The following is a 25,155-nucleotide window of genomic DNA, read 5'->3' as shown; positions in this document are numbered from 1 at the left end:
ATGAAAAAAGTAATATTTATGGGCACGCCTGATTTTGCTGTACCAGTGCTAGAGCGCGTTATTGCAGAAGGCTACCATGTGGATTTAGTCGTTACACAGCCAGACAGACCCAAAGGCAGAAAGAGAATATTAACACCGCCACCAGTTAAAGTAGCTGCGGAAGCACATCAGATTCCTGTCTTCCAACCAGAAAAAATCAAAGATAATTATCAAGAGATACAAGATCGACAGCCAGATCTTATTATTACAGCAGCATTCGGCCAGTTGCTTCCTAAAGGACTGTTAGAAATTCCAGTATTGGGATGTATTAATGTTCACGCCTCTCTCTTACCTAAACTTAGAGGCGGCGCACCAATCCACTATGCGATCTTGGAAGGGCATAAACAAACAGGTATTACGATCATGTATATGGCGGAGAAACTGGACGCCGGAGATATAATTAGCCAGCAGGCAATCGATATTGCCGATCAGGATGATGTAGGCTCCCTTCATGACAAATTAGCAGTTGTCGGTGCCGATTTACTGGCAGAGACCCTGCCGGTGATTTTTGCTGGTGAAGCTAATCGTGTGGCACAAGATGACGCAGAGGCAACATTTGCTCCAAATATTAAGCGTGAACAGGAAAAAATTAATTGGCACCGATCACAACAGCAAGTCTATAACCAAATCAGAGGACTACACCCATGGCCTGTTTCGTTTACAACATGGCAAGGGAACGTACTGAAGGTATATCGGGCAGAGCGGTCAGAACATACAGCCGATCAAGCTCCTGGTACAGTCTTAACTGTTAATGAGGAAGGTATTGAGGTCGCTGTAGGGGATCAACAAGCGATTGTATTGAAAGAAATACAGCCGGCAGGTAAGAAGAAGATGGCAGCAGCTGATTTTTACCGTGGGATAGGCAGTAATATGCGCGTGGGAGAGATATTGGGTAATGAGTGATTATAATGTAAGGCAATTAGCTTTAGATGTTTTAGTACGGATTGGTGACCAAGGAGGTTACAGTCACTTGCTCATTGATCAATTATTGAAAAAACATCGATTAGAATCGAGAGACAGTGCCTTGCTGACAGAATTAGTGTATGGCACCTTGCAGCGGAAACTAACCTTGTCCTATGATTTAGATCATTTTGTACCAGCCAAAAAGAAGGTAGACCGCTGGGTGAAATGGCTGATTTGGCTGACTTTTTACCAAATGAAGTATTTGGATCGGGTACCTGATCATGCGGCTATTCATCAAGCTGTTGAAATTGCTAAGTACAAAGGGCATAAAGGAATCGCTAATTTTGTTAATGGTGTCCTTCGTTCTGCTCAACGTCAAGGTTTTCCTGACTATCAGAAAATCAGTGAGGAAGGGAAGCGAATCAGTGTAGAGACCAGTCACCCAGAATGGCTGGTGCAACGATGGCTTCAGCAATATGGCCGCACTATTACCGAAAAGATGTGCCAGATCAATATGACGCATAAACAGATATCTATACGTGTGCAGCCATTACGAATAGCACGTGAAGAGTTAATGATCCGCCTTCAAGCTGACGGATTAACCGTAGAGCCATCCGTTGTTTCTCCACAAGGAATCATTGTCAATAAAGGGAATGTATTAAAGCAAAAAGGATTGGCAGAAGGCCTTTTTACTATACAAGATGAAAGTTCAATGCTGGTAGCAGAATTAATGGACCTGTCACCAGAAATGACGATTTTAGATGCTTGCAGTGCACCTGGCGGTAAGGCTACTCATATAGCAGAGAAAATGATTGATCAAGGTGTGATCTATGCCTATGATCTTCATCAAAAAAAGGTAAGACTTGTCCAGCAGAAGGCAGAATTACTTGGGTTAACGTCTATTCAGACTAATGCCTCAGACGCCAGAATGTTACAAACACTGCATCAAGCAGAGACCTTTGACCGCATTCTGATTGATGCACCATGTTCCGGCTTAGGTGTACTAAGAAGCAAACCTGATATTCGCTATCATAAAACCGAACAAGATGTGATACAATTAGCTAGAATTCAAGGTGAGATACTGGAACAAGTGGAACCGCTGTTGAAAAAGGGCGGCAAACTTATATACAGTACGTGTACGGTCGATAAAGAGGAAAATGAACAGGTTATTCAAGCCTTTCTGCAACAGCACGAAAATTATCAGGTTGATCCGGCATTTTTTATGGAATTGCCTGAGTTCTTGCAGCGAAGTTCAGGAAGAACGGCATATGGTTTGCAAATATTTCCTCAAGATTTAAATAGTGATGGATTCTTTATCACTCGCCTAGTAAGGGCAGACCGCTAAAGAAAGAGGTGTGAAAGATGGAGTGTTGGTTCCAAACAGATAAAGGAAAAGTAAGAGAATTAAATGAGGATGCGGTGAACATTTTTGCGAATGACAATGTCGTATTAGCTATTGTTGCCGATGGAATGGGCGGTCATCAGGCAGGTGATGTGGCAAGTAAGTTAGCCGTTAATAATCTTGGGGATTATTGGAGCGAGCTGACTAATCAGCTGGAAGTAGATTCTTTAAAGGACTGGCTGAAAACCACTATCCAAAAAGTGAACCATCTCATATATGATCAATCCCAAGCAAATCATGCTTATCAAGGAATGGGAACGACGATTGTAGCGGCTATTTGTTTAAAAGAGACGCTCATTATTGGTCATGTGGGAGACAGCAGGGCTTACCTGATGAATCCTTCCGAGTATAAGCAGGTAACAGATGATCATTCCTTAGTAGGAGAGCTTGTCCGCACAGGTCAGTTGTCAGAAGAGGATGCCCAGGTTCACCCGAAACGAAATATTATATTAAAAGCACTAGGGACAGAATCTGAAATTGAGCCAGATATTTACCATATAACTTGGCAGGAAGATGAAACACTGCTTCTTTGTTCTGATGGTTTATCTAATAAGGTATCGGACGAAGAGATGCATGAAATTGTAATGAATACACCAGATGAAGAAGTAAGTGAAAAGCTGGTGCAATTAGCTAATGATCGGGGTGGCGAAGATAACATCACACTAGCTATTGTGAAGAATGACGCAGAAGGTGAAGTTGGTGAACCGTCATGTTAGAAGGTAAGTTACTTAATGAGCGCTACGAGATTATTAAATTAATTGGCGGCGGAGGTATGGCGAACGTATACTTAGGCAACGACACTATCTTAGAACGTCAAGTAGCGATTAAAGTACTCAAACTGGAGTATGCCAATGATCAAGAGTTTATTACCCGATTTCACCGCGAAGCTCAAGCGGCAACCAGTCTTTCACACCCTAATATCGTCAATATCTTTGATGTGGGTGAGGAAGACCAAATCTATTATATGGTGATGGAATATGTAGATGGGATGACACTCAAGCAATACATACAATTACATGCACCAATTGAAGTAGAAGAGGTAATAGATATTATGACACAGATTACCTCTGCAATTGCTCATGCACATGCAAACGAATTGGTTCACCGTGATATTAAACCGCAAAATATCCTAATTGACGCCTATGGACAGGTGAAGGTGACTGATTTCGGTATAGCGGTGGCCTTAAGTGCTACGGCCTTGACCCAAACTAATTCAGTGATGGGATCTGTGCATTATCTATCGCCAGAACAGGCTCGCGGAGGCAAGGCGAATAAGAAATCTGATATATATTCTTTAGGTATTGTATTGTTTGAATTATTAACTGGTAAATTACCGTTTTTCGGTCAATCACCGGTATCGATCGCGCTCAAACATTTACAGTCAGACACACCGTCTGTAAGAGAGTTGAATCCAAGGATTCCGCAATCGGTAGAAAACATTGTCCTGAAGGCTATGGCAAAGGACCCTTTGCATAGATATGCTTCTGTGATCGAAATGGAAGATGACTTAGCACACTCGCTTGATCCTGATCGTCTGAATGAGCCAAGATATGAACCGCCTGTATCAGAAGATACAATTACAAAGGCTATACCAATTATCAAGGAAAACCAAGTCCAAGAAGATCAGATGAATGATGATAAAACAATGGCAATAAAACAAGATACCCAGAAGGTAGAGGCAGTTAATACAGAAAAGCCTAAGAAAAAACGAAGGAAAAAGACTTTTATCTGGGTAACCAGTCTATTTGTGATTTTATTTGGTGCGATTCTGTTGGCCTTATTTGTCTTACCAGAGTTGTTTCAGCCCAAGGATGTCACGATTCCAGATGTAACAGGTGAACCTTATGACGTAGTGCATGAACAACTAACCAATCTGAAGTTAAATGTGGTGAAACAAGACGAAACAGATGAAGAAATAGAAGAGAATAATGTTATTAGAACGAGTCCAGCAGCAGACGAAGTGATAAAAGAAGGACAGGATATTAAGGTCTTTGTCAGTCAAGGACCTCAGACAGTTGAATTTGATGATTATGTAGGCAGAGATTATGAACAAGTCAAGGAACTGCTGGAAGCGGAAGACTTCAATGTGCGTAATTATGAGGAGTTTTCAGATCAGCCGGAAGGAGAAATTATTAGTCAAATTCAGCCTTCCCCTGGCCAAGAGGTTGTGCCGCGAGAGACCAATGTTATCTTTGAGGTTAGTAAGGGGCCTGAGAAAATTAGCTTAAATCGTTTGATAGGTTTGCCGCTTGATGAGGCACAAACTTATTTGGACGATAATGAGTTAGTTGCCAAGGTAGACGAAGAATATAATGAAGATGTAGAGGAAGGACATGTGATCGAACAAAGCCCAGCCTCCAATCAACAGATAGAAAAAGGTACAGAAGTAGAACTAGTGGTTTCCTTAGGACCTGAACCGCAGTCTCCTGTTACACATACGGTGAATTTTACAATTCCGTACACAGGGGAAATGGATGAAGAAACAGATGAGCCTATCCCGCAAGAAGTTAGTATTTTTGTAGAGGATATGGATCACGATGGTTCGGAGCCTTATCAAGACCCAGAACAAATTACGGAAGAAACAACATTTTCGATTGAACTGGTCATTGCCCCAGACGAAGAAGGTTCTTATCGAATTGAACGTGATGGCGAGGTCATCGTTGAAAGAACACTAACATACGAGGATGTAGAGGGTGAGTAGATGCCAAAAGGCAAGATTATTAAAGCACTCAGCGGTTTCTATTATGTACAGTACGAGGGCGGTGTTGTCCAATGTCGAGGCAGAGGTGTATTTAGGCAGAAGAAAATTACACCGTTAGTTGGTGATCATGTAGAGTTTGAATATGAGAACGCTGAGGAAGGTTATATATTAGCCATCGACACACGTGATAATGAGTTAGTGCGTCCGCCTGTTGCCAATGTAGATCAAGCAATTATCGTAACGTCTGTCAAAGAACCAGAGGTCAGCCTGCATCTGTTAGACAAGTTTCTAGTTTTGGTAGAAGCTAAAGCGATAACCCCTTTATTATTTTTTACGAAGATGGACTTACTGGGAGAACAGAAAACACAACAATTAAAAGAAGAATTGGGCTATTATCAAAAGATAGGATATGAGGTGCAATTCTTGTCCACCCAAGATGAAGAATTGGAGCAGCAAGTAGCTCCTTTTCTTCGAGATCGAGTTTCTGTTTTTGCTGGCCAATCAGGGGTAGGAAAGACATCGTTGCTCAATAAAATGATTCCTGATCTGGACTTGGAAACAAATGTAATTTCCGAGAGTTTAGGAAGGGGAAAGCACACGACTCGACATGTAGAATTGATACCATTCCACCAGGGCCTTGTCGCGGATACACCAGGTTTTAGCTCGCTTGACTTTAGTGATATAGAATTGGAGGACTTACCTGGATGTTTCCCTGATTTTGTCGAGATACAAGATCAATGTAAGTTCAGGGGGTGTTTACACGTACGTGAACCGAAGTGTGCCGTGAAAGGCGCAGTAGAACAGCAGCAGATTCCCGAACAAAGATATCAACATTATCTGCAGTTTGTAGAAGAAATACAGAATAGAAAGCCGAGGTATTAGTATGCATACGAAGATAGCACCTTCGATTTTATCAGCTGATTTTTCTAAATTGAAAGAAGAAGTGGAAGACGCAGCAGCAGGGGGGGCAGACTATATCCATGTCGATATAATGGATGGTCATTTTGTGCCGAACATTACATTTGGTCCACTGGTATTAGCTGCAATTCGGCCATTCACAGACCTTACTATGGATGTTCATTTAATGATAGAGAACCCGGATCAGTATATAGAGGCCTTTGCAAAGGCTGGCGCAGATATTATTTCGGTGCATGTCGAGACATGTGTTCATCTCCATCGAACCATTCATAGGATTAAGGAATTGGGTGTGAAGGCAGGTGTTGTCGTCAACCCGGCCACACCGGCAGAAATGATTAAACCAATCCTGAAAGATGTAGATTTAGTTCTGTTTATGACAGTGAATCCAGGCTTTGGCGGTCAAGTATTTATTCCAGAGGTACTGGATAAAGTAAAGCAAGCTGTACAATGGCGCAAAGAATTAGCATTGTCATTTGAAATAGAAGTGGATGGCGGTGTGAATGCAGACACAGCCAAACAATGTGTTGAAGCAGGAGTTGATGTATTAGTGGCTGGCAGTGCAATTTTCAATGAAGCTGATCGCAAAGCTGCCATTGATAAAATAAAAAATTCGCTTTAGATTCTTTGATAGAGAGGTTGTCATATATTGAAAATAGGTATCGTAGCAGGCGGTCCTGAGGAGAGTTTAGCTTCTTTGGACCTTTATCAAGATGAGGTAGATATCTGGATCGCAGCTGACGCCGGCGCAGTCTATCTGTTGCAAAATAACTTACCAATCAAAGTTGCAATAGGAGACTTTGACTCTATCTCCGAAGAACAAAGGCAGCTAGTAAAGGAAAAGGCGGAAAATTTCCGCCAATATCCTGATGAAAAGAATGAAACAGATTTAGAATTGGCAGTGGAAACAGCTATCAATTACCAACCTGCTTCCATTCTGCTGTTCGGTGTAACGGCAGGCAGACTGGATCATGAATTAGCCAATATCCAATTACTCTACCGCTTATTAGAGCGCGGGATTGACGTTACGATTATAGACCGTCATAATCAATTACGAATGTTTCATTCCGGGACTTATAAGATTGCGGCGAAACCTCATGAATTAATTTCCTTTATCCCACTATCTCCAGCTGTCAAAGGATTAAAACTAACAGGTTTTTATTATCCTTTGGATGATTATACACTGACGTGGGGAAGTACACGCTGTATTTCTAATCAAATTATTGAGGATTATGGTACTTTTTCCTTTGAAGACGGCATATTAATAATGATAAAGAGTATGGAATGAAGGGAAGCTTTCCTACGACAAGAGTTGTTTCTTGCTCTGTGTCAGCGGAACAAATCAGAATGTTAACAAAATGGTGAGGGATACAGCAACTATTTGTGGCTAGTATCATATACTGTAGTAGTATTCTATGATTTCCATAAAACAGCCAAGTCTTTTGGAGGAGGGGTATGCGTGAGATTCTATACAATTAAACTTCCAAGGTATATCGGTGGATTTATTCGCGCGTTATTGGGTAACGGCAAAAGTAACAAAAAATGAAAAAGAGCTAGGCTGCCAAGATAAGAAGCAGTGACTATGCAAATCGCTATCCATAGGGTTTTATTATGCCCGTGATAAAGTGGTGGGATAATGAAAAAAGGCTCTCTTGTAAGAGAAGCCTTTTTTCATGGTCTAGGAAATTATAAAATACTTGCTTGTGGATAACTATTTGCAAACGAATAGCCACGTCTAGCTTCGAGCGCCCAGCAACTAGCGCAACTTCCCTCAGCTTCGTACGATAAGTTAACATCGGCTCCTTACGTCGCCGTGTTGCTTTATCTCCTACGCTTCAGTCCAGTTCGTACGTTGCTAAACGGGCGCTCTGCGCTTTTGTTCTTATTTGGAAATTTATACGCGTTCTATTTTGCCGGATTTAAGCGCACGAGCAGATACGTATACACGTTTAGGTTTACCGTCAACCATGATTCTTACTTTCTGTACGTTTGCTTTCCATTTACGTTTGCTAGCATTTAATGCGTGTGAACGATTATTTCCAGAAGTCGTTTTACGACCTGTTACTACACATTTACGTCCCATGTTTGTTCCCTCCTACTACACTAACTCTTGTTCATACTAAAATAATTTATCATAGTTTGCGTGATAATGCAATGAGAATGTGACGTAAGTTTTTCTGTAAACAGTATGGATAGAAGCGTTGGCAGACGAAGACATGTAACGTGGGTGGGATAGCAAGAAGTTCGGAAATATTAATAAGATTGCTTGACATAGCTGTTATTTTGCTACATTCTATAATGGAATAACTATTTCTGTAGAGCGAAACGCTTCCTTTTAAAAAAATATCGCTGTCTTTCAAACAGTTGAGCGATGGTCGTATTGGTTTTATGCAGAAGATAGAATGATCATACGTATATTTCCTACCAGATGAGGAGGATAAATAATGTCTATTGAACTAAAAATGAAAGAAGGCTTAGTGACGATTACCAATGAGGTGATTGCAACCATTGCCGGCGGTGCAGCAATAGAGTGCTATGGTATCGTTGGTATGGCTTCAAAAAAACAATTACGCGATGGAATTGCTGAGATTTTACGCAAAGAAAATTTTGCGAAAGGTGTAATTGTACGCCAAGATAATGAAGATATCCATATTGATATGTATATTATTGTCGGGTATGGAACCAAAATTTCAGAGGTAGCCCATAATGTACAATCACAAGTAAAATATAACCTGGAAAAGACACTAGGCCTGCAAATTAAATCTATCAATATTTATATACAAGGTGTACGGGTGATTCAGGATTAAGATCAGTTAGAGAAGGAACAGAGGGAGGAACGAGCCAGTGACTATGAAGAATATCGATGGTGCCATGTTTGCAAGTATGTTGCTTACAGGTGCACACCATCTAGCAAAAAATGCGGAAAAAATAGATGCTCTTAATGTGTTTCCAGTACCAGATGGAGATACAGGAACAAATATGAATTTATCGATTACTTCAGGAGCAAATGAAGTAAAGAAAACTGCCCAGGATCATGTAGGTGCGGTGGCCAATGCCTTTGCAAAGGGGCTATTAATGGGTGCAAGAGGAAACTCAGGGGTGATCTTGTCTCAATTATTTAGAGGATTTGCCAAGACGATTGAAGGGCAGAAGGATTTAGATACGGCTGGATTCGTAGCTGCATTGGAGGGTGGTGTCAAAACCGCCTATAAAGCGGTAATGAAGCCTGTAGAAGGAACCATTCTTACGGTGGCAAAGGATACAGCCAAAGAGACGAAACAGATAGCAGAATCAGTGGATGATATGGTTGTTTTGGTGGAACAAATGGTGGAAGCCTCCAAAAAATCATTAAAACGCACACCAGAGCTGCTTCCGGTCTTGAAAGAAGTTGGTGTAGTAGATAGCGGCGGGCAAGGGTTAGTTGTCATTTATGAAGGTTTTTTAGCTGCCTTAAAAGGGGAAGAGCTACCTGTACATTCACACAGCGACACGATGGACTTGGAAGATTTGGTGAATGCAGAACATCATAAACAAGTCCATGATTTCATGAATACAGAAGAGATCAAATTTGGTTACTGTACCGAATTTATGGTTCGCTTTGAAGAAGAGAAACTAAAGACACATCCATATAATGAAGAGGAATTCAGACAAGAATTAAGCGAGCATGGCGACTCTTTGTTAGTCGTTTCAGATGATGAAATTGTGAAGGTACATATCCATGCTGAATATCCAGGTGATGTTTTCAACTTAGGGCAGCGATTCGGCAGTTTCATTCACTTAAAGGCAGAGAATATGCGTGAACAGCATGCCAATATTGTCAATAAGGAAGAAAAGAAAGCCAAGCAACCATTTGGCATTGTTACAGTTGCAGTTGGTGAGGGCTTAACGGAATTGTTGAAAAGCATTGGGGCAACGGTTGTTCTGCAAGGCGGACAAACCATGAATCCAAGCACACAAGATCTAGCTAATGCAGTAAAAGAAGCGAATGCAGAGAACGTACTCATTCTGCCTAACAATAAAAATATTGTGATGGCAGCTGAACAAGCGGCAGAAATTGCAGAAGTAAATGTGGCAGTGGTACCAACGAAAACCATTCCACAAGGTATGGCCGCTTTACTTGCTTATAATCCAGCCATGTCATTAGCAGAAAATAAGGAAACGATGACAGAGGCCTGTCAACAAGTCAAGACAGGACAAGTGACTTATGCCGTGCGTGATACACAAATTGACGGAATAACCATAGAAAATGGGCATTACATGGGGCTGGCAGACGGCAAAATCAAAGTTTCCAATGCCAATAAACAGCAAGTGATAGAAGGCCTGTTATCAGAGATGATCGATGTCGATGAGGATGAGATTGTCACGATTATTCGTGGAGAAGATACAACAGCAGACGAAGCAGAGGCGATTGTAGCTTATATCGAACACCATTATGAAGATATCGAAGTCGAATTACATGATGGTGGCCAAGCCGTGTATTCTTATATCTTCTCGATTGAATAAAGCAATCCCTTGCAGCGGATGAGATCTCTGCGCTGACAAATAATCCATGTATGATAATATCAAGCTCTATCCGTTATAGTGGTAGAGCTTTTTTCCACATAGTACAATAGTAACAGATACTGCATGTAAGTGAGAGTGAGTAATGATGAGAAATATTCCTGTACAACAAATAAACAGTGTAGGGCCTAAGCTGGCGGAGAAACTATCTGATATTAACATTCATACTTTAGAGGACTTACTGGGCTATTTCCCTAATCGTTATGATCACTATGAACAAAAGCCCTTGCAAGATCTTGTTCATAACGAGAAGGTAACCATTGTCGGGGAAGTGATCAATGAACCAGTTGTCAACTTCTATCAGAGGGGAAAGTCACGCTTGATGGTAACATTACGTGTAGATGGTGCAGTGGTGAAAGGGTTGCTTTTTAATCGTTCGTTTGCCAAGAAGCACTTTATACCTGGAGAAACGGTATCTGTAAATGGTAAGTGGGATCAGCACCGGCTGCAAATCACTATCGATAGCTATAAGAAAGGTAACACCAGTGAGACAAGCCCTATTACACCGATATATTCTTCTAAAGGAGATATCAAAAACAGCCAGTTACAGAAGGTTGTCAAACAGGCTTTAGCTGATTTTTATCAAGAAATCGACGAGTTCTTGCCGGAAAGTCTGTTAGCTTCCTATAAATTGCCTCATCGCAGAGAAGGGTTACAGCATATACATTTTCCTGATAGCTTTCAACAGTTAAAACATGCCAAGCGGCGATTTATTTATGAAGAACTATTAATGTTTCAATTAAAAATGCAATTATATCGTAAACGAAATCGGGAAGAGACACAAGGAAATGCACAACAAATCGACCAGCCAAAGGTTAATCAAATGATCCAATCGATGCCTTTTATACTTACGTCTGCTCAAAGTAAGGCACTAGAAGAAATATTGAACGATTTACAGTCTCCGTATCGAATGAATCGATTGCTCCAAGGGGATGTTGGTTCTGGAAAGACCGCTGTAGCGGTAATCAGTATGTATGCTACGGTGACATCAGGTAAACAGGCCGCATTAATGGTTCCTACCGAGATATTGGCAGAACAACATGAAGAATCATTAAAACAACTCTTACCTGACACGGTCGTGATTCGCCGCCTAACCGGTTCGGTGAAAGGAAAGAAACGGCGAGAGATTCTAGAAGAGTTAGAATCAGGCAGTTGTGATATATTAATTGGGACACATGCTCTCATCCAAGACGATGTTAACTTTGCCCAATTATCTTATGTGATTATCGATGAACAGCATCGCTTCGGTGTTCAGCAACGCAATACCTTACGTGAAAAAGGGGTATTAGCAGATATTCTGTTTATGACGGCTACCCCGATACCGCGGACATTGTCAATTACTACATTTGGTGATATGGATGTATCTAAAATAGATGAGATGCCCAAAGGGAGAAAGCCGATCGAAACTTATTGGGTCAAGCATAATATGTTTAAACGAACAATTAATTTCGTCTATAAAGAAGTAAAGCAGGGTGCACAAGCCTATATTATTTGTCCATTAATAGAAGAATCTGATAAATTAGATATTCAGAATGCCTTAGATTTATTTCATCAATTACAAGAAGTATTAAAGGATAAAGCAACAGTTGGCTTAATGCATGGCAGACTTTCAACCGATGAAAAGGCACAAGTAATGGATGATTTTGCTGCTAATAGAGTGCAAATCCTTGTGTCCACTACTGTTGTCGAAGTTGGTGTGAATGTACCTAACGCCACGGTTATGATTATCCAAGATGCCGATCGGTTTGGATTGTCACAATTACATCAATTACGCGGCCGTGTAGGAAGAGGTAGCAAACAAAGTTATTGTATTTTGGTAGCAGATCCCAAAGGGGAATTGGGTAAGGAAAGAATGCGGATTATGACGGAAACATCTGATGGTTTCCTGCTTGCCGAAAAGGATCTGGAATTACGCGGTCCTGGTGATATTTTTGGGGTTAAACAGAGTGGTTTACCAGAATTCAAGTTAGCTGATTTGGTTCATGATTATCGCGCCTTAGAAACAGCTCGGGCAGATGCGGTGGATATGATAGATAATGAACGTTGGAATGATTCCGCATATCAAGCCTTATTTCACTATTTGGCAGAAGAAGTAGATATTGCACGACAATTATTGAACTAACAAGACTTGCATAATTTGCACTGGTATTATATATTACTATTAGTACCTAGTCATAAAACGTTGTATAAAGAATGACTGGTTAACGGACGGAGTGTAAGTTGATGAGAAGATCCAAAAAAGAAAGGCAAGCTATTTTGCGTGATACCATCAAGGCAAAGCCGTTTATTACAGATGAAGCCCTAGCGCAGCAATTTAAAGTCAGTATTCAAACTATTCGATTGGACAGAATGGAGCTCAACATCCCAGAATTACGTGAACGGATTAAATCGGTAGCCACTGATAATTGGAATGAGACTGTAAAGGCACTGCCAATTGATGAAATCATAGGAGAAATTATTGATTTGGAGTTAGATGAACGGGCTATTTCTATTTTAGAGATAACCTCAGACCTTGTCTTTTCCCGAAATAAAATAGCACGGGGGCACCACTTGTTTGCTCAGGCTAATTCATTAGCTGTAGCTGTTATTAATGACCCGTTAGCCTTGACGGCAAATGCTGATATTAAGTTTACTCGTCAGGTAGTGGAAGGAGAGCGGGTAATTGCCAAGGCACGTGTGGTGGATACAGACAAACAGAAACGTACAGTGGTAGAAGTAAACAGTCAGGTAGATAATGAAACAGTGTTTACTGGTATCTTTGAAATGTATCGATCGAATCAGGAGAAAGAAGGGGAGCAGCTATGAGAATAGCGATTGACGCTATGGGTGGAGATCACGCACCAAAGGAGATTGTTTTAGGTGCACTACAAGCAGTGAAAGAATTTAATGAGTTACAAATAACCTTAATAGGTAATGAAGCTGACATAAAGAAGCATTTGGAAGAACACCCGGCGATCTCAATTATTCATACAGAGGAAAAAATAACCAGTGAAGATGAGCCAGTTAAAGCCGTACGTAAGAAAAAACAAGCCTCCCTTGTCCTGATGGCACAGGAAGTCAAAGAGGGACGGGCTGACGCTTGTATCTCAGCAGGGAACACTGGTGCATTAATGAGTGCAGGTTTGTTTATTGTCGGCAGAATCAAAGGCATTGATCGCCCTGCCTTAAGTCCTACGCTGCCAACTGTAGATGGTAAAGGATTTTTGCTGCTTGATGTAGGAGCAAATGTTGATGCAAAACCTCAGCACATACAACAATATGGTTTAATGGGTTCGATCTACATGGAAAAAGTGGGTCAAGTCAACCAGCCTAAAGTTGGCTTATTAAATGTAGGAACAGAAAGCGGCAAAGGGAACGATTTAACTAAAAAGGCTTTTGAACTGCTTTCTGAATTGCCGATTAATTTTATTGGTAATGTCGAAGCACGAGACTTATTGAGTGGGGTTGCAGATGTGGTTGTAACCGATGGCTTTAGCGGCAACATAGCCTTAAAAACAACAGAGGGTACTGCAATGACACTGTTCTCCATGGTAAAGCAAAAATTAATGACCAATACCAAAACAAAGATTGCAGCCGCATTAGCAAAGAATGAACTGAGGGGGCTGAAAGATCAATTAGATTATTCAGAGTATGGCGGTGCTGCCTTATTTGGACTAGCTGCCCCTGTAGTGAAGGCACACGGTTCCTCTAACCGTCAGGCCATTTTCCATGCAATTCGGCAAACCATACATATTGTCGAGAAAGATGTAATTAGCACCATTGAATCAGAAGTAAAACAGGTAAAAGCTTCAGTTGAGGAGGAATGATCTATGAAAAAAGCAGCATTTATCTATCCGGGTCAAGGCTCACAAACAGTTGGCATGGGAAAGGATTTATATGATAACTTTGATCAAGTGAAATCATTATTTAATGAGGCGAATGAACACCTTGGCTTTGATTTGACATCGATTATGTTTGAAGGGCCTGAACAGGAACTTACCAAGACGGAACATACACAACCAGCCTTGCTGTTAGTGAGTGCGGCTATTACGGCACTTTTAGAAGAACAAGGAATCAAGCCTGTTGTAACAAGTGGTCACAGCTTAGGAGAGTACAGTGCATTAGTTGCTGCCCATGCCTTAAAGGTAGAAGATGCAGTTCGTCTAGTTAATCAGCGAGGTAAACTGATGGAGCATGCCTATCCTGCAGGTAAAGGTGCAATGGCTGCTGTATTAGGCTTAGATCAAGAGGTATTACAAGCTGCATTAGAGGATATCCAAAAAGACAGTAAAGAAATCGTTGAGGTAGCCAATTTAAATTGCCCAGGCCAAATTGTTATTTCTGGGACAAGAGCAGCGATTGACCTAGCTGTTGAACGTTTAAAAGAAGCAGGAGCAAAACGGGTATTACCGCTTTCTGTTAGTGGTCCGTTCCATTCCAGTTTAATGAAACCCGCTGCAGAAGATTTGCAGACGGCAATTGATGAGCTAACATGGTCTGATGCCGAGATACCAGTCTATGCCAATGTGACCGCAGAAAAAGTAACCGATCAACAGCAAATTAAACAATTATTAGTGGAACAACTATATTCCCCTGTTCGCTTCCAAGAAATCTTAGAACAGCTTTTGGCAGAAGATTTGGATGCGATTGTGGAGGTAGGAAGCGGTAAGGTCTTGACAGGGCTTGTAAAGAAGGTGAACAGAAGAGCTACCACTTTCTCTGTTCAAGATGCCCCATCATTACAGGCGTTCATAGATTGGATGAAGGAGGAATAAATAATGGTAAACGGACAAGTCGTATTAATTACCGGAGCTTCACGCGGAATTGGTCGAGAAATCGCACTTACTTTTGCTAGAAATGGCGCCAAAGTCGTGGTAAACTACTCTGGTAGCGAAGGTAAAGCGCAAGCTGTTGTAGACGAGATCATCGCTGACGGTGGAGAAGCCATCAAGATCAAAGCAAATGTCAGCAAAGAAGAAGAAGTCAAGGCAATGGTCAAGGAAACGATAAAGACTTTCGGCAGTCTTGATGTATTAGTAAATAATGCAGGAATTACAAGAGATAATTTATTAATGCGCATGAGTGAAGCGGATTTTGATGATGTGATTGATATTAATTTGAAAGGTGTATTTTTATGCACAAAGGCTGTGACACGTCAGATGATGAAACAGAAAAGCGGACGGATTATCAATGTATCTTCTGTTGTAGGCGTGAGTGGTAATCCTGGCCAAGCCAATTATGTATCGGCTAAGGCCGGTGTCATAGGTTTAACCAAGACTACGGCGAAGGAATTAGCAGCGCGAAATATTCTTGTAAATGCGATCGCTCCAGGATTTATCTCTACCGATATGACAGATAAGTTAACAGAAGAGCAAAGGGAGCAAATGCTGGCATTAATTCCGTTAAATAAATTGGGAGAAGCAAAAGATGTAGCCAATGTAGCTCTTTTCCTAGCCTCAGAGCAGTCTAACTATATTACTGGACAAACTATCCAAGTTGATGGCGGTATGGTAATGTAACAAATGCCGCAGGGAATCTTCCAGCAGGAAGGGATAACTCATGCTATTAGCAGGATTCACTTAAGTTTTATCTTACCTTGACTAAAAAACAGAAGCTTTTAGATGAAGGTACTATGGTAATCATTACCTTGAAAGGAGGTGACGTGACATGGCAGATACTTTCGAAAAAGTAAAACAAATCGTTGTCGATCGTCTTGATGTAGATGAAGATAAAGTAACTTTGGAAGCTTCGTTTAAAGATGACTTAGAAGCTGATTCTCTTGATGTAGTAGAATTGGTAATGGAGTTAGAAGACGAGTTCGATTTAGAAATAGCAGATGAAGAAGCAGAAAAAATTGCTACAGTAGGTGATGCTGTAAATTACATAGACAGCAAACAATAAACTGTAAGAAAAAAAGAGGCTTTTTATGAAATGCCTCTTTTTTTCTCATCCATTTCACGCATAAATAGCTTTGAAAATAGTAAAACTTTTGATATAAAGGAAATAGAAGCTGGTAGGTGAAGAAGGTGTCTGATTTTACAAAGTTACAAAATCAATTAGGAATCCACTTTAAGAATGAGAAGCTATTGTATCAAGCATTTACCCATTCATCATATGTGAATGAGCACCGGAAAAAGAATATATTAGATAATGAGCGCCTGGAATTCCTTGGTGATGCCGTATTGGAATTAGGTGTCTCCCAATATTTATACCGCAAATACCATGAGCTTGCAGAAGGAGACTTAACCAAGCTGCGTGCCTCGATTGTTTGTGAGCCTGCATTGGTGAAGTTTGCGGACTCGTTAGATTTCAGCAGCTATGTATTATTAGGTAAAGGAGAAGAGATGACAGGAGGGCGTAATCGGCCAGCATTACTGGCAGATGTATTTGAAGCATTTATTGGTGCGCTGTATTTAGATCAAGGTTATGAAGCTGTTATCCAATTCTTAGAAAACCACGTATATCCTGAAATCTCTACCGGTGCTTTTTCTCATACGATGGATTATAAAAGTCAATTACAAGAGACCATCCAACAGCATAAAAATAAGCTGATAGAATATGCGATTGTAGATGAGAAAGGCCCTGCCCATGACCGCGAGTTCTTTGCTGTCGTTACCATTAACAGCAAAATAGTTGGAAAAGGGGTAGGAAGGACAAAGAAAGAAGCGGAACAACGAGCAGCCAAGCAGGCACTGGACCGTTTATCATGATGATAGCTGTATTTACAACAAAATGTGAAGATATAGAAAACCAGTGGTCCCTTCAGAACGCTGGTTTTTTATAATATAAAAAAGGGGCGTGTAACGCTCCAGAGATAGGCTCCGCTAGCCATAAGGAAGTGCATATTCTATTCCAAAAGTTAGCGAAAAGATGGGGAAGGTTGCGGATGTCAGGGAATCATTCTATCTATCTTTTGGAAAGAAATAAACATAATAGAGAACAGAGGATGGGAGCGGAGAGAAGTCGACTCCTGCAGGAAAGGTGGAAAGCGACTTCTCGTAGCGGACATCCCACCTGGCTAAGAAGTAAAGGACCAGTGTATTTGGCTTTTTTTATAGCTTAAGAAAAAGAAATAGACAAAAGGAAACAGTTCCTCCTTGTCTATTCCGGCGTTATTTGCGATATTTTTTTAATTCATCAATAAAGGCGTGGGTTTCTGCTACAGTGAGTTGTCCTTTATATTCTAATAAATCATATAGTTCCTTTAATTCCGTGTAATTTTCTAGTTTATAATCTTTGGGCTGCATTAGCGCTTCATTTACAACTTGTAACATTTTACCCATTTCGTGAATCAAGTATTCTAAATTTTCCTTTGACTTTTCCTCTAAGTTCATTTCCAAACACTCCTAATGTCATATTTAATAAAACTTTCTTCTCTAACTCTAGTCTTTATGATAAAATAAATGAATTGAAAAGCAAAGAGTAAATTACTATCTATTCGATAGATGATAATAATTAGGAGTTTTATACATGTATTTAAAACAATTAGATACAGTCGGTTTTAAATCATTTGCAGAACGCATTAAGGTCGATTTTGTACCTGGTGTAACAGCAGTTGTTGGACCGAACGGAAGTGGAAAAAGTAATATCACCGATGCTATTCGCTGGGTGTTAGGGGAACAATCTGCCAAATCATTGCGTGGATCTAAGATGGAGGATATTATCTTTCAAGGCAGTGATTCACGAAAGCCGCTAAATGTGGCAGAAGTGACCCTTACCTTGGATAATTCTGATAATAGGCTGCCAGTCGATTATCAGGAGGTTAGTGTGACAAGACGGGTATACCGTTCTGGTGAGAGTGAATTTTTGATTAATAAACAGCCGTGCCGATTAAAAGATATTACCGAACTTTTCATGGATTCAGGACTAGGCAGAGAAGCCTTCTCCATTATTAGTCAAGGGAAAGTGGAAGAAATCCTTAGTTCAAAGTCAGAAGAACGACGTGTGATTTTCGAAGAAGCGGCAGGTGTATTGAAGTATAAGAACCGTAAGAAACAAGCGGAATATAAATTAGCGGAAACACAAGAGAATCTCAATCGTGTGGAAGATATTATTTATGAAATTAATGGCCAGTTGGAACCATTAGAACAACAGGCGGCTATTGCGAAGGAGTATGTTGCCCAAAAAGAACGCCTTACCAATGTGGAGGTAGGCTTGTTGGTAAAAGAAATCAACTTATTACATGCGGATTTGGAAGCATTGCTGGAACAAATGAAACAGGAAAAACAGCAATTACAAGATAAGCAGCAATGGATGGCGAAACAAGAGGCAGAAAATCAGCAATTAAAAGATAAAGTGCAAAAATATGATGAAGATATCAACCGCCTACATGAATCACTGCTAGTTTTGACACAGGAGTTAGAAAATCTAGAAGGTAACAAAAAGATTTTCCGGGAACGTCTGCACCATTTCGAAGAAAACAAGGCAAATTTAGAAAAAGAAATAGCTGAAAATGAGCAGAAGGAACAGACATTAGCCAACAATCTAGAGGCGGATAAGGAAAGACTGTCCCAGTTAAAACAAGAACAACAGCAATTAACAAAACAGATAAAGGCGATTGAGGGGCAGCTGGAGCAAGGGAAAAATACGATCGAGCAAGATATTGAATCACTAAAAGCAGACTACATCGAACTGCTGAATGAACAAGCAGCGAAACGAAATGAACAGGGTTCGATTGAACAGCAATTGGAAAAAATGGAAGGCAGACAAAGTGTAGATTCTTCCAAATGGCAGCAGCTGGATGAAGAACGTGTGGCCTTACAACAGACAGTAACACAAAAAGAAGAAGACTTTCAGCAGGATGAACAAACATTACAGAAACTTCAAGCCGATTATGCTGCGATTGATCGTAAGATGATAGCTGAAACCAAGCTGTTAGAAGACATGCAGCAACGTCTCTATAAAGGCTATCAAATGGTAGAAAACCTCAAATCGAAAAAAGAGATGCTGGAAGACTTAAAGGAAGATTTTCAAGGTTTCTATCATGGTGTGAAAGAGGTATTGAAGGCAAGGGAACAGCAACAGTTAACCGGTGTTCATGGAGCTATTCCTGAGTTAATCGAGTTTGAAGAGCAATATGTGGATGCGATCGAGACCGCTCTTGGTGCACAGGCACAGCATATCGTTGTAGATACAGAGCAATCCGCTCGTCAGGCGATTGGCTGGTTAAAGAAAATGAACAAGGGCAGGGCAACTTTTTTACCAATTGAGGCAATGAGACCGAAACAAATTCCAAGTAATGCCTTGCATATTCTTCAGCAAGAACAGGAATTTGTAGGAATCGCAGTTGATTTGATCAAGTATGATGACAGGTATCATCCTGTTATGCAGGCTTTGTTAGGAAATGTTGTCATTACAGAAACATTGCAAGCGGCTAATAAGCTGGCCCAAATGACTGGCCGAAAGTACCGAATTGTCACATTAGACGGCGATGTTGTGAATCCAGGCGGATCCATGTCTGGTGGAGCAAAGAAAAAAAACAATCAATCCTTATTTACAAGGGATCGTGAATTAAAGACTTTGACGGCCAAATATGGCGAATATCAAACGAGAGTTCGTGATTATGAACAACAGATACAAACCCAGAAGCAAGATCTGGAAGAACGAAAGCAAGAGAAACAAAAGATAGAAAAACAACTAGAAGAACTGCAAGAAAAAGTACAAACAGCAAAGAGTGTTTATACAGAAGCAAAGGTATCGCTTGATTATTTGAATAACCAGTTGTCGATCTATGACCAAGATAAAATCCAGCAAGAAAGAGATCGAAAACAATTAGAATCACAGCGGGTAGCGATTGATCAAGATTTAACCCGTCTTACGGAGGAAGTAACTGCTTTAAATGCGGAAATTGAACGTCTGACAAGTGAACATAAGAACTTCGTCGAGAAGGAGCAAGAGCTGCAGAAACAGCTGCATGAATTGGCGATTCAGCAAGCAGAACGGAAGAGTCAATGGACGAACCAAACAGAGAAGGTGCATTATACTGAATCTGAGTTAACATCTGTGATGGCGGCCATTCAACAGAAGCAGCATCAGTTACAGCAGCTTATTCATGTCAAAGATAGTCAACAGACAGAAGAAGAAATTGATCAAGATATTCAATTGAAACGAACAGAGAAGGAATCATTGCAGCAAGAAGTCAAACAGATCCGTCAAAAGCGTGCAGATACACAGCAGCATGTCGTTACACTTGAAGAATCACTAAAACAAGCTAAACAAGAAGAAAATAACTTACTACAGTCGATTCAACAATTAGAGTTACAGCATAATCGCAAGGATATTGACTTGGAACATCGCTTACAACGCTTGGAGACGGAATACCTGATGACGTTTGAGAAGGCACAGTCAGATTTTGATCAGCCAGATGACTTGGAACAAGCGAAACAACAGGTCAAGTTAATTAAACGGTCTATCGATGAATTAGGTACAATCAATATGGGAGCGATTGAAGAATACGACCGGATTCAGGAACGCTATCAATTTCTGACCACCCAGCAAAATGATTTGGTAGAGGCAAAACGAACCCTTTATGAAATTATTGCCGAGATGGACCAGGAGATGTCTATTCGTTTTGATGAAACTTTCTCACAAATTAAAGAACAGTTTAGTATTGTCTTTCAGCGCTTATTTGGTGGTGGACATGCCGAATTGAAACTAACCAATCCCAACCAGTTATTAGAAACTGGAGTGGATATTATCGCACAGCCTCCAGGTAAGAAACTGCAGCAATTAGGCCTGCTCTCAGGCGGGGAACGCGCTTTAACGGCAATTGCTTTATTGTTTGCGATTCTGCGTATTCGCCCTGTTCCTTTTTGTGTACTCGATGAAGTGGAGGCAGCTTTAGACGAGGCAAATGTATCCCGCTTTGCCCAATATTTAAAAAACTATAGTAAACATACACAGTTTATTGTAATTACACACCGAAAAGGTACGATGGAAGAAGCAGATGTGTTATATGGGGTAACTATGCAAGAATCTGGCGTCTCACGCTTAGTCTCTGTGAAATTGGAAGAGGCACCTGAGTTACTAGAAGCATAAGGAGGAATATCGATGAGCTTTTTAAAAAAATGGAAAGAAAAATTCACATCAAAAGAAAAACAAGAAGAAGTTTCTGGAAAATATAAAGAAGGCTTGAGTAAAACGCGAAAGTCCTTTTCAGAGAAAATAAATGATCTGGTAGCACGTTACCGTAAAGTGGATGAAGAATTCTTTGAAGACTTAGAAGAAATTCTTATTTCCGCTGATGTTGGTGTATCAACGGTAATGGAACTAATCGAAGAATTAGAAATGGAAGTCAAAAGGCGTAATATTAAGGATACATCAGAGGTAAAACAAGTGATCTCCGAAAAATTAGTTGAGATCTATCAAGGAGATGATGACGGGGATGAGAATATCAGCTTGAATATCCAAGCAGATGAACTAACCGTTATCTTGTTTGTTGGGGTAAATGGTGTTGGAAAGACTACTACTATTGGCAAATTGGCTCATCAGTTGAAGTCTGAAGGCAAAGAAGTATTATTGACGGCAGGCGATACCTTCCGGGCTGGAGCGATTGAACAGTTAAATGAATGGGGAAAACGTGTAGGTGTCGATGTCATCAAACACAGTGAAGGCAGTGATCCAGCCGCGGTGATTTATGATGGTATTCGTGCCGCTAAATCTCGTAATGTCGATGTTTTATTATGTGATACAGCCGGACGCTTGCAAAATAAAGTCAATTTGATGAATGAATTAGCCAAGGTTAAACGTGTCATCGAACGTGAGATTCCCAATGCTCCTCATGAAGTGTTACTAGTCTTGGATGCAACAACTGGTCAAAATGCGCTTAGTCAAGCCAAAACCTTCGCACAGGCCACAGATGTCTCCGGAATTGTGTTAACGAAATTAGATGGAACGGCCAAAGGCGGTATCGTTCTGGCTATTCGCAATGAACTTGGCATTCCAGTTAAGCTTGTAGGTTTAGGAGAGAAGGTAACTGATTTGGAGCCATTCGATGCTCATGCCTTTGTTTATGGTTTATTTGCCGATATCTTAGAAGAAGAGTAAAGGCTGATTTTGATCAGTGAGTGAAACTGCTTTCTTGCTAGAGGAACGAAACTATCCAGGCTGTTTGCTAAAGAATGGCACCGAATTAACATCGTGATAGACCTTTGGCTTGACAGTACAGCTCTTCGGTAGGTAGACTAAAGTGTAAAGGTATTTTACTTAACGAGGTGTCCTTATATGTTGGAGAAAACGACAAGGATTAATGCTTTATATGATTTTTATCAAAAGTTGCTGACGGAGAAACAGCGTAATTATATGGAAATGTATTACTTAGAGGACTTTTCTTTAGGAGAAATCTCAGAAAGCTCACATGTCTCTAGACAAGCAATCTATGATAATATTCGTCGTACAGAGCAAATGTTAGAGGAGTATGAAGGCAAGTTAGGTTTATATCAGAAATTTCTAGAACGTCAACAGCTTGTAAAAGAATTGTTGACGTTGGCAGAGCAATACGATGATCCGAACCTTGTAGAGAAGATTGAACAGATTAATGATATTGAATAGGGGGCGTCCATTGTGGCATTTGAAGGTTTAGCCGACCGCCTGCAGAGTACCATTCAGAAGATTAAGGGTAAAGGTAAGGTAACAGAACAAGATGTCAAAGAAATGACCAGAGAAGTTCGTCTGGCTTTGTTAGAGGCTGATGTTAACTTCAAAGTTGTGAAAGACTTTGTTAAAAAAATAAAAGAGCGCGCCGTTGGCCAGGAGGTAATGGAAAGTTTAACACCAGGCCAACAGGTTATTAAGGTTGTAAAAGAGGAACTAACAGCGTTAATGGGCGGAGATGAGAGTAAAATTGCTGTAGCCGACCGTCCGCCAACCGTGATTATGATGGTAGGTTTACAAGGGGCTGGTAAGACAACTACCTCAGGTAAATTAGCCAATTTACTGCGCAAAAAGTATAATCGCAAGCCATTACTAGTAGCTGCCGATGTTTACCGTCCAGCAGCCATTGATCAATTGGAGACTTTAGGAAAACAATTGAATATGCCGGTATATTCGGAAGGAACCGAAGCGAATCCAGTGGATATTGCAAATAAAGCCGTGAAATATGCCAAACAAGAGCACTTAGATTATGTTTTGATTGATACCGCTGGTCGTCTGCATGTGGATAATGATTTGATGGATGAATTAATTCAAATTAAGAATAATGTCAACCCAGATGAGATTTTTCTAGTTGTCGATTCGATGACAGGGCAAGATGCCGTCAATGTAGCTGAAAGTTTTAATGAACAATTGGATGTAACAGGTGTTGTCCTTACGAAACTTGATGGGGACACACGTGGCGGTGCAGCTCTCTCGATTAAGGCTGTTACCGATAAGCCGATTAAATTTACTGGGATGGGAGAAAAACTAGACCAATTAGAGGTATTTCATCCAGAACGGATGGCTTCGCGTATCTTAGGCATGGGTGATGTCTTATCATTAATTGAGAAGGCACAGGAAAATGTCGATGAAAAGCGGGCAAAAGAATTAGAAGAAAAGATGCGTTCTGCTTCCTTCACCTTTGATGATTTCCTAGAACAGATGGACCAAGTCAAGAACATGGGGCCTTTAGACGAATTAATGGATATGATTCCAGGGGCAAACAAGATGAAGGGTCTAAAGAATGTTGATTTTGATGAGAAACAAATTGCCCATGTTGAAGCAATTATTCAATCAATGACGGCCAAAGAACGGCAAGATCCAAGCTTGATGAATGCGAGCAGAAAAAAGCGGATTGCCAAAGGATCAGGACGCTCTGTATCAGAAGTTAACCGTTTGTTAAAGCAGTTCGATGAGATGAAGAAAATGATGAAACAAATGACTAATATGCAGCAAGGAAAGAAAGGAAAAAAGAACAAGAAGATGAAAGGATTTAATTTTCCGTTCATGTAAGGTAAAAACACTTTACAGACTAAAAATAATCTGTTACAATTCTATCTTGTGTAAGAAATTAATTTGGAGGTGTTAAATATGGCAGTAAAAATTCGTTTAAAACGTATGGGATCTAAAAGAAATCCATTCTATCGTGTAGTAGTAGCAGATTCTCGCTCTCCACGTGACGGACGTATTATCGAACAAATTGGGACTTATAATCCGGTAGCTAATCCGGCTGAAGTAAAATTAGATGCAGATAAGGCAGTTGATTGGATGTCTAAAGGTGCGAAACCAAGTGATACGGTACGTAACCTTTTCTCTTCTGAAGGCATCATGCAAAAATTCCACGAATCAAAAAATCAATCATAAAGTGATGTGATTCGATGAAAAAATTGATTGAAACAATTGTAGAACCTTTAGTTGATCACCCCGAGGACATTGTTGTAACAGAACGAGAAGAGGAAAGCAAAATTGTTTTTCATCTTCAGGTGAACGAGAACGATGTAGGCAAGGTGATTGGTAAGAATGGTCGCATTGCCAAATCAATTCGTACGGTTGTCTATGCAGCCGGTATGAAATCTAATAACAAAAAGATTTTTTTGGATATTATGTAAAAAGAGGGAGCCTATACTAACAGGCCCCTCTTTTTTATAAGGTCAGCGTACAATGTCAAATACTTTTTTTAAGTTTTTGGATAACTCTAATACACCTACCATAAATAAATTTTTTTACAAGTAGCATTTAACCAAGT

25 protein-coding genes are annotated in these 25,155 nt (G+C 40.4%); 23 read left to right on the top strand and 2 right to left on the bottom strand.

Features of this window, described 5'->3' with window-relative positions:
- The 8 genes from fmt to spoVM all read left to right on the top strand — a co-directional run bounded on the left by fmt (position 1) and on the right by spoVM (position 7,506).
- Positions 1-942 (top strand): methionyl-tRNA formyltransferase, encoded by a 942-nt coding sequence (fmt, locus tag JOD18_RS16720; RefSeq protein WP_204670261.1) that lies wholly within the window; start codon positions 1-3, stop codon positions 940-942.
- On the top strand, positions 935-2,287 hold the full coding sequence (rsmB, locus tag JOD18_RS16715) for a 16S rRNA (cytosine(967)-C(5))-methyltransferase RsmB (RefSeq protein ID WP_204670260.1): 1,353 nt from the start codon (positions 935-937) through the stop codon (positions 2,285-2,287). Before fmt ends, rsmB begins: the two co-directional genes overlap by 8 nt.
- Before the next feature lie 17 nt (positions 2,288-2,304).
- Positions 2,305-3,060 carry a Stp1/IreP family PP2C-type Ser/Thr phosphatase gene (locus tag JOD18_RS16710; protein ID WP_204670259.1) on the top strand — a complete coding sequence of 252 codons (756 nt, stop codon included), beginning with the start codon at positions 2,305-2,307 and terminating at the stop codon, positions 3,058-3,060.
- Positions 3,054-5,045, top strand: a complete 1,992-nt coding sequence (pknB, locus tag JOD18_RS16705) for a Stk1 family PASTA domain-containing Ser/Thr kinase (RefSeq protein ID WP_204670258.1) — start codon at positions 3,054-3,056, stop codon at positions 5,043-5,045. Before JOD18_RS16710 ends, pknB begins: the two co-directional genes overlap by 7 nt.
- A complete protein-coding gene (gene rsgA / locus JOD18_RS16700) occupies positions 5,046-5,927 on the top strand; it encodes a ribosome small subunit-dependent GTPase A (RefSeq protein ID WP_204670257.1) in 882 nt (293 codons plus the stop codon).
- Between the two features lies 1 nt (position 5,928).
- Positions 5,929-6,582, top strand: coding sequence for a ribulose-phosphate 3-epimerase (gene rpe / locus JOD18_RS16695; protein ID WP_204670256.1), 654 nt, complete (start codon positions 5,929-5,931; stop codon positions 6,580-6,582).
- A 27-nt stretch (positions 6,583-6,609) separates the two neighbouring features.
- On the top strand, positions 6,610-7,248 hold the full coding sequence (locus JOD18_RS16690) for a thiamine diphosphokinase (protein WP_204670255.1): 639 nt from the start codon (positions 6,610-6,612) through the stop codon (positions 7,246-7,248).
- Positions 7,249-7,419: 171 nt separating this feature from the next.
- The gene (gene spoVM / locus JOD18_RS25045) at positions 7,420-7,506 is read left to right on the top strand and encodes a stage V sporulation protein SpoVM (RefSeq protein WP_420827808.1); all 87 of its coding nucleotides are present in this window, start codon (positions 7,420-7,422) and stop codon (positions 7,504-7,506) included.
- A 348-nt stretch (positions 7,507-7,854) separates the two neighbouring features.
- Here spoVM and rpmB read toward each other — a convergent pair whose 3' ends face one another.
- A complete protein-coding gene (gene rpmB, locus JOD18_RS16680) occupies positions 7,855-8,043 on the bottom strand; it encodes a 50S ribosomal protein L28 (RefSeq protein WP_204670253.1) in 189 nt (62 codons plus the stop codon).
- 361 nt (positions 8,044-8,404) lie between these two features.
- Between rpmB and JOD18_RS16675 the strand changes: the two genes are divergently transcribed.
- From JOD18_RS16675 to rnc, 9 genes are all read left to right on the top strand, one after another.
- The gene (locus JOD18_RS16675; protein ID WP_204670252.1) at positions 8,405-8,767 is read left to right on the top strand and encodes an Asp23/Gls24 family envelope stress response protein; all 363 of its coding nucleotides are present in this window, start codon (positions 8,405-8,407) and stop codon (positions 8,765-8,767) included.
- 37 nt (positions 8,768-8,804) lie between these two features.
- Positions 8,805-10,463 carry a DAK2 domain-containing protein gene (locus JOD18_RS16670; protein ID WP_204670251.1) on the top strand — a complete coding sequence of 553 codons (1,659 nt, stop codon included), beginning with the start codon at positions 8,805-8,807 and terminating at the stop codon, positions 10,461-10,463.
- Positions 10,464-10,608: 145 nt separating this feature from the next.
- On the top strand, positions 10,609-12,642 hold the full coding sequence (gene recG, locus JOD18_RS16665) for an ATP-dependent DNA helicase RecG (protein WP_204670310.1): 2,034 nt from the start codon (positions 10,609-10,611) through the stop codon (positions 12,640-12,642).
- Between the two features lie 101 nt (positions 12,643-12,743).
- Entirely contained in the window at positions 12,744-13,325 is a 582-nt protein-coding gene (gene fapR, locus JOD18_RS16660; RefSeq protein WP_204670250.1) for a transcription factor FapR, read from the top strand.
- Complete coding sequence (gene plsX, locus JOD18_RS16655) at positions 13,322-14,326, top strand: phosphate acyltransferase PlsX (protein WP_204670249.1); 1,005 nt, start codon at positions 13,322-13,324, stop codon at positions 14,324-14,326. Before fapR ends, plsX begins: the two co-directional genes overlap by 4 nt.
- 3 nt (positions 14,327-14,329) lie before the next feature.
- A complete protein-coding gene (fabD, locus tag JOD18_RS16650) occupies positions 14,330-15,274 on the top strand; it encodes an ACP S-malonyltransferase (RefSeq protein WP_204670248.1) in 945 nt (314 codons plus the stop codon).
- Positions 15,275-15,277: 3 nt separating this feature from the next.
- Positions 15,278-16,018, top strand: coding sequence for a 3-oxoacyl-[acyl-carrier-protein] reductase (gene fabG, locus JOD18_RS16645; RefSeq protein ID WP_204670247.1), 741 nt, complete (start codon positions 15,278-15,280; stop codon positions 16,016-16,018).
- 148 nt (positions 16,019-16,166) lie between these two features.
- Positions 16,167-16,400: an acyl carrier protein gene (gene acpP / locus JOD18_RS16640; protein WP_204670246.1), complete on the top strand. Its 234-nt coding sequence runs from the start codon at positions 16,167-16,169 to the stop codon at positions 16,398-16,400.
- A gap of 125 nt (positions 16,401-16,525) precedes the next feature.
- Complete coding sequence (gene rnc / locus JOD18_RS16635; protein WP_204670245.1) at positions 16,526-17,209, top strand: ribonuclease III; 684 nt, start codon at positions 16,526-16,528, stop codon at positions 17,207-17,209.
- Positions 17,210-17,611: 402 nt separating this feature from the next.
- Here rnc and JOD18_RS16630 read toward each other — a convergent pair whose 3' ends face one another.
- Positions 17,612-17,833, bottom strand: a complete 222-nt coding sequence (locus tag JOD18_RS16630) for a DUF1128 family protein (protein WP_204670244.1) — start codon at positions 17,831-17,833, stop codon at positions 17,612-17,614.
- Positions 17,834-17,969: 136 nt separating this feature from the next.
- Here JOD18_RS16630 and smc point away from each other — a divergent pair, with 136 nt between their 5' ends.
- The 6 genes from smc (at position 17,970) to JOD18_RS16600 (ending at position 25,018) form a co-directional block, all read left to right on the top strand.
- Entirely contained in the window at positions 17,970-21,536 is a 3,567-nt protein-coding gene (smc, locus tag JOD18_RS16625; RefSeq protein ID WP_204670243.1) for a chromosome segregation protein SMC, read from the top strand.
- Positions 21,537-21,548: 12 nt separating this feature from the next.
- Positions 21,549-22,544 carry a signal recognition particle-docking protein FtsY gene (ftsY, locus tag JOD18_RS16620; protein WP_204670242.1) on the top strand — a complete coding sequence of 332 codons (996 nt, stop codon included), beginning with the start codon at positions 21,549-21,551 and terminating at the stop codon, positions 22,542-22,544.
- 177 nt (positions 22,545-22,721) lie between these two features.
- The gene (locus JOD18_RS16615; RefSeq protein WP_204670241.1) at positions 22,722-23,048 is read left to right on the top strand and encodes a putative DNA-binding protein; all 327 of its coding nucleotides are present in this window, start codon (positions 22,722-22,724) and stop codon (positions 23,046-23,048) included.
- A 12-nt stretch (positions 23,049-23,060) separates the two neighbouring features.
- On the top strand, positions 23,061-24,422 hold the full coding sequence (gene ffh / locus JOD18_RS16610; RefSeq protein WP_204670240.1) for a signal recognition particle protein: 1,362 nt from the start codon (positions 23,061-23,063) through the stop codon (positions 24,420-24,422).
- Between the two features lie 78 nt (positions 24,423-24,500).
- A complete protein-coding gene (gene rpsP / locus JOD18_RS16605) occupies positions 24,501-24,773 on the top strand; it encodes a 30S ribosomal protein S16 (protein ID WP_204670239.1) in 273 nt (90 codons plus the stop codon).
- 14 nt (positions 24,774-24,787) lie between these two features.
- Positions 24,788-25,018, top strand: coding sequence for a KH domain-containing protein (locus JOD18_RS16600; RefSeq protein WP_204670238.1), 231 nt, complete (start codon positions 24,788-24,790; stop codon positions 25,016-25,018).
- The last annotated feature ends 137 nt before the right edge of the window (positions 25,019-25,155 follow it).

This window comes from Gracilibacillus alcaliphilus, from assembly GCF_016909015.1.
GTDB classification, from domain to species: Bacteria; Bacillota; Bacilli; order Bacillales; family Amphibacillaceae; genus Gracilibacillus; species Gracilibacillus alcaliphilus.
The sequence above is the reverse complement of the archived record's forward strand: the minus strand, read 5'-3'. Positions and strand labels throughout refer to the sequence as shown.